This window comes from Legionella tucsonensis (assembly GCF_001468035.1).
In the GTDB taxonomy this organism is placed as follows: domain Bacteria; phylum Pseudomonadota; class Gammaproteobacteria; order Legionellales; family Legionellaceae; genus Legionella; species Legionella tucsonensis.
Genome location: NZ_LNZA01000001.1, coordinates 2,410,630 through 2,425,064 on the forward strand (window position 1 = coordinate 2,410,630; position 14,435 = coordinate 2,425,064).

Genomic DNA, 14,435 nt, shown 5'->3' on the forward strand with positions numbered 1-14,435 from the left:
GCCCTACCAATTTCTAAATTTTACAGGCGGTTCATATAAGCCCGTTGAACAATTAACAAGGTCACGAATTGACTTAGCTGCCAATAAGTCTCGGGTTGCATCAGAAACTTTGATTCCTAAATCTTCAGGGCGTTTAATGACTCCTCGGTGACGCAATTCCTCAACCTTTTTTCTATTGCGCATTATTCCAACTTCGGTATATCCTGCGATACCTCGAATGGCCTGTTCACGCTCATCAAGATTGCGACACATCAGAAGATTGGCAATACCTTCTTCCGTAACGACATGACTTATATCATCTCCATAAATCATCACTGCAGGCAAATCGGCATTCATCGACTTTTGCAAAGCCCAGGCATCCAGTTTTTCTACAAATGTGGGTTGTGCTGAACTTTGGAACGTTTCTACCATTTGAATCACTAGTTTTCTTCCTCGCGGCATTTTTAACCCCAGTGCCTCACTGCGTTCTTGACCTGCTTTCAACCAGGAATAAGAAGAGTGACGTCGGCCAGGAGCATCGCAGCCCATATTAGGAGCACCACCAAAACCCGCAATACGCCCTTCAACAGCGGTAGAACTATTCCCCTCAAGATCCATCTGCAATGTTGCGCCAATAAAAACATCGCAAGCATAATGCCCTGATAATTGGCCTAACATACGATTCGAACGCAAACGCCCCTCTTTACCTGTAAAAAAGACATCGGGACGAGAAGCTGCATAGCGATTCATTCCTACCTCTCCCCCAAACGGATAAATTGTTTTTACAAATCCTGCTTCAATCGCAGGAATTAAGGTAGGTACAGGATTAACAATCCAGTGTTGGCATATTTTTCCTTTTAGACCTAATGATTCAGCATAGGTAGGCAACAGCAACTCAATGGCGCATGTATTAAAACCCACACCATGATTTAAGATATTCACTTGATAAGGTGCGTATATTCCTTTGATCACCATCATGGCCATTAATATTTTCACTTCATCAATGTGTGCGGGATCACGGGTAAAAAGCGGCTCGATATAAGATGCTTCCGGACCTTGAACAATGACATCAACCCAACCTGCCGGAATATCAATTCGCGGTAAGTACTCCACTACGTCATTGACTTGTACAACGACCACACCGTCTTTAAAATTGGTCGCTTCAATAATAGCAGGAGTGTCTTCTGTGTTTGCCCCGGTAAATAAATTTCCATTCCTGTCTGCCTTATCTGCCATCAACAAACAAACATTGGGGGTCAAATCTGCAACCAATCGTCCAAAAAGTTCATTATAAGTATGAATATTACCTATCTCGATCTTTTTATTTTTCACCATATCAGCAAGACGGGTTGATTGCGGGCCTGAATAAGAAAAATCAATTCGACTTGCAATCCCCTTTTCAAACACATCAAGATGTTCTGGTAAAACAATAGCTGATTGGATCATATGTAAATGATTTATTTGAGCAGGATTTAATTGAGTCATAGCGACAGCCAGAAAATTGGCCTGCTTTTGATTATCTCCTTCAATACATACTCGATCACCTGAGTGAATGAGATGTGAAAGCACTGTGATTATGTCATTCGTCTCAACAAATTTATTATTCTTAAGGTAAGGTTTAATCTTGGACAGACGTTTTAAATATTCTTTTTTATTCTGATCCCACATTATTGCTGCCTGGTAATTTTTCGATTTTACTTTATATCATTTTTTCGCATGAAACAAAGAGAGGGGAGCACTGGATAACCCCAGGCATGACTTTTATCCCGTCTTTAGTGTAGCTTGAGTCTCGGTTTTACTCTACAGCTTAATAAATTCGATAGAGTAAGCAAAAAACTCACCACCAACCATATAAAGAAATTTGATGTTGTTTGTATTACTTTTTGACAGAATCTCGCAGACGGAATATAGGCAAAAACATGTATTTCTTTAATAGTAATGAGAATTAGAGTCAGTTACTGTAAAATAAGGCGACTCTCTTCAAGTGCGGTTACGTACCACGGGTAATTCGGACCAACTTGTAGTGTAGCGTGGTGAGCGCATTTGTAAACGTGCATCCCAAGGCTTACCGTTGCATCCTTCTGCAGCAAGATATAAGGTATTTCGACCAAATTTTTGATTCACTTTATCAAAAATGCACATAAAATCTTCTGTCGACTGCAACTCCTTATGACTGACATGATGAAATAAATCCAGTTGACGTGATTCTTTAGGGGTAAGATCGACAAGACAAACCCCGGTCTTTTTATAATAAGATCCTTGCTTGAAGATTTGAGATAACCCTTTTTTTGCTAAATGAGTAATTATTCTCAAGTCATCAGTGGGGTGAGCAAAACGTATCTCAATGGATTGAACATATTGTGCCAAGTCTTCTCGGAATCGATTGGTGTAGATAAAAAGATGCATGCAGCGTGTTAATGAGTGTTGTGTCCGTAATTTTTCAACTGCCCGTGCACAATGACTACTCAGAGCTTCTGCGACTGCTGAATATTCGGTTTGCATCGTACCAAAGCTTTTTGAAGATAAAATACTTTGCTTGGCTTCCTGTACCTCCAAATCATGACAAGGAATACCCTGCAATTCCAAAGCCGTACGCATCACAACCACATTAAACTGCTTTTTTAGCACATGTATATTCATTGTTGCCAAATCAAACGCTGTATCAATACCATAATCAATCAGCTTCTGGCTCCACTTTCTACCAATACCCCATACTTCGCCAATAGCAATTTTTTTAAGCCATTCCTGTTGGCCATTCATATTAAAAACAGGCGTTTTTAATACTCTTTTACACAAATGATTCGCAAACTTTGCTAGTGTTTTAGTTTGACCAATACCTATAGAAGTAGGAATACCTATATTCTTTAGAATCTTTTTTTGTAAAACCATACAAAATGAATCCTGCAAATGCACAGGCATACTGCTTAAATCAAGAAAAGCCTCATCAATGGAATAAATTTCTACATGCGGCCATTCTTGCTCTATGGTCGACATGACGCGCTGAGATAAATCACCATATAAAGTAAAATTAGAAGAAAATACATGAATCTGATGCCGGGTACATAAAGCCTTAACCTTAAAATAAGGCTCCCCCATACCAATACCTAAGGCTTTGGCCTCATTAGAGCGAGCAATAACGCAACCATCATTACTTGAAAGCACAATTATAGGCTTCCCTCGTAAGTCAGGGCGAAAAAGACGCTCACAAGATGCATAAAAATTATTGCAGTCAATTAATGCATACATGCTTCAGTCATTTTTTGATTTGTGTACATAAATCAAAATATAAGCTGAACGAAATAATTTGTAAATTATTATTTTGAGAAATATCATCAGATTCTATCCTAATTATTTACAGTCAAACTTACACTCGTGCAAAGTGTATAATCTTTGTCTTTTTTATCCATTTATGTCCAACCCAGATCATTATAAAAACGGCACACCAATATAAGAATTACTATAAAGTAATCTTTAATTTCTTCATGTAATGCCTTTTGATTATCTTTAACACTCCAAACATAATCAGCTTGTATCCAATAAGTTTTTTCTACAATTTGACGCTGATTTTGCCCTGATAATATCTAGAGAATCATTGAAAAGTATCAAATTTATTGATAGAATCCACGGCTTTTTTCAAGATGTGCATTACAAATAAGGATATAATATGCGCCTTCAATTATTAAGCCTAAGCTTCTTGAGCTCTTTCTTATGCTCTACAACATTATTAGCAGGTGAATCAGACATTCAAAAAATTTACCAAACTAATTTATATCCTGTAATTTCAATTTTAGGTGGATATGCCAATATGCATGTCCGAAATATAGAAACCTATTACGGTGATGATGACAATATCTATCTATATAGAAACTCTGGTCATGATAATGACACGGGTGTTGGTGGTATTTTTTTGGGGCTCGAGTATGTTTTTACTTCTTCCTTTTTAATGCAATTAGGCGTTGATTATGCCTACTTCGGTAGTACTAGAATTCAAGGAATACATAGCGTAGGTATAGAGCCAAGCACATCAACCCAATACCAATATAAATACAAATTTCAACCGCAGCAGTTATTAGCAGCTACAAAATTATTAACAACGGTACAAGATTCCTTTCACCCTTATTTGTTCGCAGGTCTAGGTGTTTCTTTTAATCGAGCATACAACTATGATGCGTCGACGCATGAAACCTGCGATATAAATCTTACTCCACTTTTTAAAAATAACTCTGATCAACGCTTAAGTTTCACCTTAGGGGCAGGGGTTGATGCTAATCTTAATCAGCATTTTCGATTTGGTCTTGGGTATCGCTTCAGTGATTTTGGAACAATATCACTTGGTGAGGGAAATGTGAATTTTGATGGCTATACTGCTTCTGTACCATTTAGCTTAAGAGCTCATGATACATATGCGCACCAATTCATTGCTCAACTCTCTTACTTAATTTAAGAGTCGTCAAAGGACATTATTATGGATAATAAATTTAATTTACCCTTAGCCAAGGTCATTTGTGCTGCCATATCTTTATTCACTAGCAGTTATACTTTTGCTGCTGGTAATTTCACTATTAGTCCAACTCACGGAACTATGATTCCAACTACTGTGCCTGCAGGATCTATGGTTTCTGCTTATTATACCATTACTAATAATACCAGTTCAGCCCGAGTAGGCTATACATTAAGAGGACTGCCCAATACTGTTCGGCAAAATTTAGGAAGTAACTTTTGCTCTAATCCAATTAATTTAGCTGCGCATGCAAGTTGTGTTTTAAGATTAGATATCTTTGGTCAAGCTCAAAGTGGATTTGCCCTCTGCAAAGGTAGTAGCTGTACGACTGCTTGTGTTCCTTTAAATGTAGTTGTAGTTACACCGCCGCCACCACCTCCACCACCACCACCACCTCCTCCACCACCACCCCCTCCTCCTGTATTGCCTTTGATTGCAGCTGGGTATTATCGCTTTACTGATGTGGAATCTGCTTTTCCGCTTTTAGCCGCGAGTATTGATGGGTTAAATTGGTTTTACCGTATTACAAGCCAATTCCCTACGCCTCCAATAGATTCAATAAATCAATTTACACGATTGACCAGTGCAAGTTGTAACCTCAATACATGTATTGCTGGAGGGTTCTATTTTTCTGATGTCACAAGTTTTCCTTTATTGGCTCTAAGTACTGATAAAGGTGTCACTTGGTCCTATAAGATAACAAGTTCTTCTCCTGCCTTACCCGCAGGGACTCTCTCAGGAAGTTTTGCAGATGTAAGCTGCAACAATAGCGTGTGTATTGCTGGTGGAAGATACTCGAGTACTGCAGAGTATCCTCTTCTAGCAACAAGTCTTGATAATGGGGCAACATGGCAATATACGCTTTCAGAGAATACTCCTAGCCTACCGAGTGACTTTAGTAATGGTCAGTTTAGTAGTGTTAGTTGCAGCGAGGGTACAACCAATAATGTTTGCATAGCAGCTGGAAGTTATACTAACTCTGTATTTATAAGATTTCCTTTAATAGCAACAAGCATAAACCGTGGGCAGACTTGGACTTATACAGTTTCGAGCAGCACCCCAACTTTACCTGAAAACACGGATGAAGCATTCTTTAATAGTGTGAGCTGTTATGGAACAACGTGCATTGCAGCAGGGCAACACTTTAATGGTGTAGAAGGTGTAGGATACCCATTACTTGCTTCAAGTACAAATGGAGGTTTAACCTGGACTTATAGAGTTTTTAATGGTACGCCCACCTTACCAAGTGATTTTACTAGTAACGGTATATTTACAGACACCAGCTGCAGTGCAACTACTTGTGTGGCGTCGGGGCGATATATCAATACGGGAGGCAATTTTATACCTTTATTGGCTTCAAGTACAAACAATGGCGTGACTTGGTCCTTTCGAATTTCCAGTAGTTCGCCAGCTTTACCTGCTGATTTCGCAGCAGGATCACTTTCATCGGTAACCTGCTTGTCTAATAATTGTATTGCAGCAGGTAATTATACCGATATTGGCGCTGCTTTTTTACCTGATCACTTTTATCCTTTATTAGCAGCAAGTAGCGATAATGGGGTTACCTGGACCTACAGAATTACTAGCAGTACACCTGGCTTGCCCGCAGGATATATAGATGCTGCTTCTTTAAATAGCGTAAGTTGTAATGAGCAAAATTGTATTGCTGCTGGTAATTATGGGAGTCTTGACGAACCAATATATCCTTTGGTAGCTGTAAGTAAAAATAGGGGAACTACCTGGACTTATGTCATTAATAGAGACTCCCCTACACTTCCTGGTGATTTTATCTCAGGTGGATTCGAAGCATCTGCAGCAGCAAAAATATCACCAATTATCCGTTCTTTATTAAGAAGTAGGTGAGTTCTCAATTAAAAACTCTGACCACTCTTTTAACTCAAGCAACCCTAAGTTAAAAGAGTGGTTTTTTAATTGATCAGAAACATATAGTCAGTAGTCAGGCAAGAGGGTATCGATGCACTAAAAAAACACTGTTAATAATAACTCCAGACAAGTAAAGCATTTTTTTATACCGAGAAATTGCACCCATAATTGCGAACATTCACAGAGTTGAGTAAGCGTAGAACAGTGGTTCATACTTCATCAAAGTAATAGAACGAAATATGAAAATCATCGGTTACTTAAATTTTTATTTAAATTTAAGTAAATCCTCTCATGCTCAGGAGTTTTGTGCTCTCATACAAAATCTACCAGAAATTCATGTGATAGTGATTTCATCTAATGCAAGAGGATAATACATAATAAATTATTAAAAGATTTAATCTGATTTTTGGTTGAATAGGGCAGCAGTTCTCCATAATATGGTTTATATCATTTACGAAAACAAGGATGTAAAATGAACACTTCCCTTTTTCTTGCCAAAGCAATGGGATTATATTTTATGATTATCAGTATTTCTGTTTTGATTAACAAAAATAGAATGCCTTCTGTTATTTCTGAGTTAATGAAAAACCCAGCGATGCAGTTCTTGATGGGACTTAACCTATTGATTGTTGGCCTTCTTTTAATCTTAACTCATAATATTTGGGCTTTTTCATGGCAGGTAATCATAACGACTGTTTCGTGGGCTGTTTTTATTAAGGGTATATTGAATGTTGCTTTTCCTAACCTGGCAAAGTACTTGACCAAGCCATTCCTACAAAGACAATCGATAACCTACTTCGCCATTTTAATTAATTTCTTGCTGGGACTTTATCTTTGCTATTACGGATTTTTAGCTAATATTAGTTCCTAGTCATATTGTAGATTTTTGCTGGTAGCACCACAGTTTTTATTAACGATTTATCTCGATAAAGTTTGACACAAAATTTGTTTATCTTTATGTCGAGGAAGAATCAATTCTTACGGATTTAAATGGATTGACTTTGTATGTATTTTTTAATTCTGTAGGTTCGATGTTTGTTACTTAATGGCGGTGTCCCCTAATATATCACTATTATTTAATCTATTTATCATTAAGAAACTCACAAAGTAGTCGTTGAAAATGATGGATTCCCTGTTCTTTTGTGGGAGAAAAACGGCCTGCCTCATAAAAACGAGAACGAACTCCCCGCTGAACTGACTCCACAACTTCTTCATCTTCACGTTCCACTTTATCTAAGTCACCTCCTGCTCCTTTGCCTAACTTGGTTTCATCAAGTACATAAGTTAAAAATGAAACTTTTGTTAATGCAGGTCCTAATGGTTTCACTACATTGACAGAACAACCCCACGGATAAAAATTAAGCATTGTGTTTGGAAAAATCCAATAATAATAAGCCGCCACTTGTTTTCCATAATCAGGCGAGTCTTTAGGCAAAACAAAGCTCTCTTCACCATGACTGGCTAAAGCCAATTGCAAATTACAATAACGATAAAGCTCTGTAGTATAGGTGGTGCAATCGATCACTTTTCTTAATGAATGATGGACAAAAGGGATATGCAATGCTTCAAGATAATTTTCGCAATACAATGCCCAATGCGCTTTAACTAAATAGTCGCGTGAGCGATTCATATCGAGACGCATTTTTTCCATTGGCAACCAGAAAAGGCGTTCTTTAATATCAGCAAACACGTCCTTAAAAGGCACTTGCGGCGCTAATGAAGCGAAAAGAAATGACTCAAGACAATCAAATGGAATTTGCGGTAAATTATCTTTTGCAGTTGGGAAATTACAGGTCTTTTCAAATTCGGGCATATGCAGGAATTCGCCGCAAAGATTAAATCGACGTCCATGGTAGGAGCACTTAATTTTCTCAGAAGAACACGGTACCTCAATCAAAATATTACCCCTATGGGTGCATACATTACTGAGACAACGAAAGTGGTTTTGCTCATCACACACAAATAATAAAGGTTCATCCAACAATCCTGGCAATAACGTAAAAGGTACTAATTGCCCATTCAACCGCAAGCATTCTGTACTGCAACAAAACTGCCAAGTCCTGGCAAATATTTTTTCTTTTGCTTGTTCAAAACACTCCGAAGACGTATAAAAATGTGCAGGTAAAGTGGAGGCTTTTGCTATATCGGGATCTACATAGAACTTATTCATGCCCAACTTCCTTTTAAATATTCCTGCCTTACTTATTGGACAGGACAACTTTGGCAATATTAAATCACCAATCCTTCGTGTTATCCATATATCTTTGGATATGCATGAGCAAACACTACTGACAGAAACTGTCAGCATGATCTTTTAAACTCAAATCTCCGTTAAATTAAAAGGAGTTCTTTATGCATCTTGATCCCAATTTAATCATTTTTTATGTCGATGCTCCTCTGATTAGTGCATCGTTTTATGAGCAACTACTCAAGAGTCAACCTATTGAATCATCACCTACTTTTGTCATGTTTTTATTAAAATCAGGTATGCGTCTTGGTCTATGGTCAAAGCACTCTGTTGAACCCCATGCAACAGCACTTGGTGGTGGAGGAGAGCTTTCATTACAAGTGCAAGATGCTCATGTGATTGACGAACTTTATACGCTCTGGCAACAACAGGGGATCCAGATTGCTCAACCCCCGACGATGATGGATTTTGGCTATACCTTTGTAGCACTTGATCCAGATCATCATCGTCTTCGTATTTTTTCATTGAATCCAGAGAAAAGTGTCTCAATCCAACCTTAGAACAATTTGCTTTTTCACTGCCATTAAGTCAAAGGATTTTTTACTTACCTTTCACGTCCTGCGATGTGTCGCGGGATCCAGTGGCGGTGGCAGGCAATCTTCAACAATTTTTTCATCCTACTACCGCTCTTTATGTCTGAGAGACGGTCACAAAATGTGACCGCCATGTTTTGAAAAGAAAGGTCAAGGAAATAGTGTATGAATTGCGAGATTAAGTTATTATCAATAAAAAGGAATGATTTCTAATTAAAACGGAGCATCATAATGCAGCATCTAATAAAATTTTTGACTTTAATATTGGGTTTTACCTGCGCATTTACTAGCCTTGCAAACACACCTGTTACAGAGATTCCAATTTTAGGCAAAACATTAACTCAAGCAAAGCAACAGAAAATTACCCCAAAACAAGCGCTACAACGTTTGAAAGAGGGAAACCAACGTTTTTTAACCCATACTCAAATAACTAGAGATTATTTAAAGCAATCATATCAATCTGCTTATGGGCAATATCCATTTGCAGTAGTCCTCAATTGTATGGATTCACGTAGTGTTCCTGAATTCTTTTTTGATCAAGGTTTAGCTGATTTATTTACCTTACGTGTGGCCGGAAACGTGCTCAATGAAGATATTTTGGGTAGTATGGAGTATGCGACTAAAGTAGTTGGGTCTCGTCTTATTGTAGTCTTGGCGCATACTTCATGCGGTGCTGTAGCAGGTGCGTGTGGAGATGTCCAACTTGGACATTTAACTGAGATTTTAGACAAAATTAAACCCGTAGTACAAATAAGCATGCAAGAACAAGGAACAAAAAATTGTACTGATCCTAAATTAATTGATGCTATCGCTAAAGCCAATGCATTAAGAGTTGTCAGAGAGATGCAAGAAAGAAGTCCTATACTTAAAGATTTAATTAGTAAAAAACAAGTAGGGATTGTGGCAGGCCTACATGATATCAAGACCGGTAAAGTAGAATTTTTTGAAGACAAACGTTCAGTTCCTAATTAAATGCAAAGCCTGGTACAGCATAGCGAAACCAGAGAACTCTGCGCCCCATATATGCCCGGGTTTGCTGTACCCGCCCGGCTTATACATATCGCTTAATCGAGAAATTTGCTTTAATGTATCCATTAAAATATTTTCTACCATAGTGAAAGAAATTTCTGAACGAAATACTTTGTCTGCAACATAAGGGCCAATAGAGCTTCTTGCATGTGTAAAGATGAAATGAAAAAGACAGTGATTTTACTCCCGAACTCATAATGAAGCTTCCGTTTCCACATAGAGCTTTTTAATAGTCAATACCGCGATAAAACAAAGAATTGCACTCAGGGTTATATAAAAGCTCGGAGCAAGATTGTTGTTTAATACTCCAATTAAATAAGTAGCAATAAACGGAGTTAAACCTCCGAAAAAAGCAAATGCGAGATTATAGGAAATTGCAATTCCAGTGTAACGAATAGAAACTGGGAATAGCTCAACCAGTAAGCTGGGATAAACCATGATGGCACTGCTCAAAATAGCAAAAATAAATAAGGCAGCAATAAGTGATAAAGTTGTTTGTCTGGATAATGTAATAAATAAAATATAACTTAATAAAATAAAACCAACTGCTCCAATTAAAAGAACCAACTTACGACCTACACGATCAGCACACCAGCAAAAAAATATAAGTAACAAGGAATAAAAACCCAAGTTAATCGTATTAAATAAGGTCGCTTGTTGTTTCGGATAAGCGAGGATCGTTGAAAGGTACGTAGGCATATATAAGAATAATAAATTAATCATTACCGATCCCAAGCACGTTAAACCAATACCTTGTAAAATCTTTCGCCAATATAAAGTCATTGCTTCAACAAAAGGCATTCGCGTATTTTCTGTTGAATTCTTAAATGCAAGGAATAAGGGGCTTTCAGCCAACTGTTTACGAATGTAGAAACTGAATATCCCAAGTAAACCACCAAGTATAAATGGAATACGCCAACCGAAACTCAATAATTGTTCGTTTGAAAGTTGATTCGTTAGAATTAAACTAATCATTGCACCCAGAAAAATACCTAAATTGAGACAAGAAAAAATAACACCGCAAGCAAGTGCCCTGGAACGAGGATTTACGTGTTCGCAAGTAAAGGTTAATGCTCCTGGAATTTCACCACCAATCGATAACCCTTGCAATAACCGTAAAAAAATCAAAAGGATACTCGAAAAAATCCCTATGTGTTGATACGTTGGTAAAACTCCAATAAGAGCTGTTGGAACCGCCATTAGGATGACCGAAAAAATAAACGTTTTTTTACGACCGTATTTATCTCCAAAATGACTAAAAGCGACACCTCCTAATGGACGAACCAAATAGCCAATGGCAAAAACGGCATATACACTCATTAACGAAGCCAATTTGTCGGTTTCTGGAAAAAAAATCTGACTGATTATCGGTGCGAAAATAACGTAAATTACAAAATCATAAAACTCCAATGCACCGCCCAAAGAAGCAAGAAAAATAATTTTCCGCTCGCTGGGCTTTAATTTCAACTCATTCACCTGCACAATCCTTTTTCGTGGTAAAGCAGTAAAATAGCATAACTTTTAGTTGCCCTCATGATTTTTTTAAAATCATGCATTACCGCTATTTTATTTCCATGCTTTAAGAAATGGCTCTTTATCTTGAGTTTTAGTAACATCAATGAAAACGACTCATTTTTTCATCAAAAATGGAAAACCATTCTATTTCAGAACAAATTATTCAGCGTGTTGAGGTAGCTGTTACGCGAGCTCAAATTGATGCTTATAAAAAAGATGGCGCTGTTTGTATTCGTCAAATTCTAAATCCTATGGAAATAAAGCTACTTCGAGCCGGCATTGAGCTCAACCTGAAATTCCCCAGTCCCAGAGTTAAAATTGCAAGTAAAAATGATGATCCGGGGCGATTCATTGAAGATTTTTGTACTTGGAAAACGAACCCTCATTATCAACAATTTATTTTTGAATCACCAGTTAGTCTCATTGCCGGAAAACTCATGGAGAGTAAAAAAACAAGACTTTTTCATGATCATCTTCTGGTTAAAGAGCCAGGCACGCGGCAACGAACTCCATGGCACCAAGATCAACCCTATTACAATATTGAAGGAATACAAAATTGCAGTTTATGGATACCAGTTGATCCAGTACCTTATGCATCCACTTTGGAATTTATCGCAGGCTCTCATTTAGGACCATGGCTCATGCCTCGTTCCTTTATGGATAACCAAGCAAAATGGTTTCCAAAAGGAAGCCTCGCTGATCTTCCCGATATTGACTCAAAACGTGAAAATTACCCCATTATTGGTTGGGAAATAACTCCTGGTGACGTAGTTTGCTTTCATATGCTCACGCTTCACTCTGCTAGTGGAGTGAGTTGCAATCAACGGCGAAGAGTATTTTCTGTGCGTTTTCTTGGCGACGATATCACTCATGCACCACGAAAATGGGTAACCTCACCCGATTTCCCAGAATTAAGTGAACAGCTTCCGGCAGGAGCACCAATGGATCATCCTTTATTTCCTGTAATTTGGGAACATTAAACTGAGATTGATTAAGGGCTACCTAGGTCTGTTTCCATTTCGCTAGCTTGAGCCAAAAAGACTTGTTTTTCGAGAATCGAAGCAACATACATGCAGTATGTGAACATAGGATCACAGAAAAATCAGGGCAGTTTGGCCAAGATAGTAAAAATGGAACAGGCCTAGCTTGGTATATGAATTACATAAGTAACCACACCCCAAATCACTAAATCTTGCCCATCCGTGATATCAATCGGTTTATATTTTGGATTTTCTGGAAGAAGCTGTACACGATCTCCTATTTTAGAGAAGCGCTTCACAGTCAACTCTCCATTAAGTGCAGCAATCACAATTTTGCCATGTTGCGCTTCAAGACTCTTGTCAACAATCAATAGATCTCCTGAATGAATACCCGCATCAGTCATCGAATCTCCTGTCGCAGTCAGAATGAATGTCGCTGCAGGATGCTTTATCAACTGCTGATTTAAATCTAAGTAACGTTCAATGTAATCATCTCCTGGTGAGGGAAATCCAGCTTGAACTTTGCTGGAATAAAGAGGTAATTTGTATGCCTTAGACTCTTTTTCCAATAGTGTATGAACTTCTGAAAGACGAGACATAGGAATACGTATTGCCTTAGTCGGTTCTAATCCATATTTTCCTCCGCCCAAAGGCCGACCTGCTCCTTCTCGTTTACCTCCACGTTGACTCATCATGCCTCTCATTTGATTTTTGTTGCAAAAATCAATAATAGAAATAAATGAATGCATTGTAAATAACGTGCCTTAATTACTGGGAAACGGTACTCTATTTTTTGATCTGCTCTATGCGATAGAAAAAGGGTATACTTAAATCGTTGTAAATTTTTACAATAAAAATTCTGTTTTTTTTCTTAAAAATGAGCAATACTTCTTCCTGAATAAATCGTGGTAAAACCAATGGTTAAAATAAGGCCTTTTCTCAAATGGGCAGGTAGTAAATACAACTGTCTGGAAAAGATTATTCCCTTTCTTCCTCAGGGTAAACGTCTCATTGAGCCTTTTGCCGGCTCAGGCGTTATTTTTATGAATACGAATTATTCTTCCTACCTGTTGGCTGAAAGCAATTTTGACTTAATCTATCTTTTTACTACATTACAACAAAATGGAGACGCATTCATTAAGCATTGCGAAGCCTATTTTAGCCCAGAATTCAACCGTAAAGAAAAATATTATCAACTCCGATCTGATTTTAATTTATCTCCTCATTCACAAGAAAAATCTGCACTTTTTCTTTACCTAAATCGACACGGTTATAATGGATTATGTCGATATAACTCCAAAGGACTTTATAACGTTCCTTTTGGACTTTATAGCAAACCTTATTTTCCATACAAAGAAATGCAACTTTTTCATTTGAAAAGCCAACAGACAGAATTTATCCATAATGATTTCAGAAAAACGTTTGAATATGCAGAGCGGGGTGATGTGATTTATTGCGACCCACCTTATGTACTACTTTCAGAGAAATCACACCATTTACCCTACACCAAAAAACTATTTACAACAGAAGATCAAATCGAGTTAACAGAGTTGGCTAAAGAAACAGCTGCTAAGGGCATTCCGGTTATTCTTTCCAACCATGATACTGAGTTTACTCGATACCACTATAGAAAAGCAGAAATTAAAAGTTTTCCGGTATCGCGTTTTATTAATTGCCAGGGATCGCTACGCCATCCGGTAAAAGAGTTAATTGCAATATTTAATTAATTCATAATGTAGCCTGGTCAGCGAAGCAAGCTACATTAG

Annotated in this window: 12 protein-coding genes; 7 read left to right on the forward strand and 5 right to left on the reverse strand. The window is 37.7% G+C overall.

Features of this window, described 5'->3' with window-relative positions:
- Positions 1-3 precede the first annotated feature (3 nt).
- Positions 4-1,647, reverse strand: a complete 1,644-nt coding sequence (gene mdcA, locus Ltuc_RS10620; RefSeq protein ID WP_058521235.1) for a malonate decarboxylase subunit alpha — start codon at positions 1,645-1,647, stop codon at positions 4-6.
- Between the two features lie 312 nt (positions 1,648-1,959).
- The gene (locus tag Ltuc_RS10625) at positions 1,960-3,225 is read right to left on the reverse strand and encodes a Y-family DNA polymerase (RefSeq protein WP_058521236.1); all 1,266 of its coding nucleotides are present in this window, start codon (positions 3,223-3,225) and stop codon (positions 1,960-1,962) included.
- Positions 3,226-3,643: 418 nt separating this feature from the next.
- Between Ltuc_RS10625 and Ltuc_RS10630 the strand changes: the two genes are divergently transcribed.
- The 3 genes from Ltuc_RS10630 to Ltuc_RS10640 all read left to right on the forward strand — a co-directional run bounded on the left by Ltuc_RS10630 (position 3,644) and on the right by Ltuc_RS10640 (position 7,235).
- Positions 3,644-4,423 (forward strand): outer membrane protein, encoded by a 780-nt coding sequence (locus Ltuc_RS10630; protein WP_058521237.1) that lies wholly within the window; start codon positions 3,644-3,646, stop codon positions 4,421-4,423.
- Positions 4,424-4,444: 21 nt separating this feature from the next.
- Positions 4,445-6,343, forward strand: coding sequence for a sialidase family protein (locus Ltuc_RS10635; RefSeq protein WP_058521238.1), 1,899 nt, complete (start codon positions 4,445-4,447; stop codon positions 6,341-6,343).
- 493 nt (positions 6,344-6,836) lie between these two features.
- On the forward strand, positions 6,837-7,235 hold the full coding sequence (locus Ltuc_RS10640; RefSeq protein ID WP_058521239.1) for a hypothetical protein: 399 nt from the start codon (positions 6,837-6,839) through the stop codon (positions 7,233-7,235).
- A gap of 210 nt (positions 7,236-7,445) precedes the next feature.
- Here Ltuc_RS10640 and Ltuc_RS10645 read toward each other — a convergent pair whose 3' ends face one another.
- Complete coding sequence (locus tag Ltuc_RS10645) at positions 7,446-8,534, reverse strand: aromatic ring-hydroxylating oxygenase subunit alpha (RefSeq protein WP_058521240.1); 1,089 nt, start codon at positions 8,532-8,534, stop codon at positions 7,446-7,448.
- A gap of 182 nt (positions 8,535-8,716) precedes the next feature.
- On the opposite strand from Ltuc_RS10645, the gene Ltuc_RS10650 reads away from it, so the two are divergent.
- Positions 8,717-9,112, forward strand: coding sequence for a VOC family protein (locus tag Ltuc_RS10650; RefSeq protein WP_058521241.1), 396 nt, complete (start codon positions 8,717-8,719; stop codon positions 9,110-9,112).
- Positions 9,113-9,376: 264 nt separating this feature from the next.
- Positions 9,377-10,117 carry a carbonic anhydrase family protein gene (locus tag Ltuc_RS10655; protein WP_058521242.1) on the forward strand — a complete coding sequence of 247 codons (741 nt, stop codon included), beginning with the start codon at positions 9,377-9,379 and terminating at the stop codon, positions 10,115-10,117.
- A gap of 249 nt (positions 10,118-10,366) precedes the next feature.
- Here Ltuc_RS10655 and Ltuc_RS10660 read toward each other — a convergent pair whose 3' ends face one another.
- The gene (locus Ltuc_RS10660; protein ID WP_058521243.1) at positions 10,367-11,650 is read right to left on the reverse strand and encodes an MFS transporter; all 1,284 of its coding nucleotides are present in this window, start codon (positions 11,648-11,650) and stop codon (positions 10,367-10,369) included.
- Between the two features lie 170 nt (positions 11,651-11,820).
- On the opposite strand from Ltuc_RS10660, the gene Ltuc_RS10665 reads away from it, so the two are divergent.
- Entirely contained in the window at positions 11,821-12,669 is an 849-nt protein-coding gene (locus Ltuc_RS10665; RefSeq protein WP_058521244.1) for a phytanoyl-CoA dioxygenase family protein, read from the forward strand.
- Between the two features lie 161 nt (positions 12,670-12,830).
- On the opposite strand, the gene Ltuc_RS10670 is transcribed toward Ltuc_RS10665, so the two are convergent.
- A complete protein-coding gene (locus Ltuc_RS10670; RefSeq protein ID WP_058521245.1) occupies positions 12,831-13,361 on the reverse strand; it encodes a LexA family protein in 531 nt (176 codons plus the stop codon).
- A gap of 225 nt (positions 13,362-13,586) precedes the next feature.
- Between Ltuc_RS10670 and Ltuc_RS10675 the strand changes: the two genes are divergently transcribed.
- Complete coding sequence (locus tag Ltuc_RS10675; protein WP_058521666.1) at positions 13,587-14,396, forward strand: DNA adenine methylase; 810 nt, start codon at positions 13,587-13,589, stop codon at positions 14,394-14,396.
- Positions 14,397-14,435 lie beyond the last annotated feature (39 nt).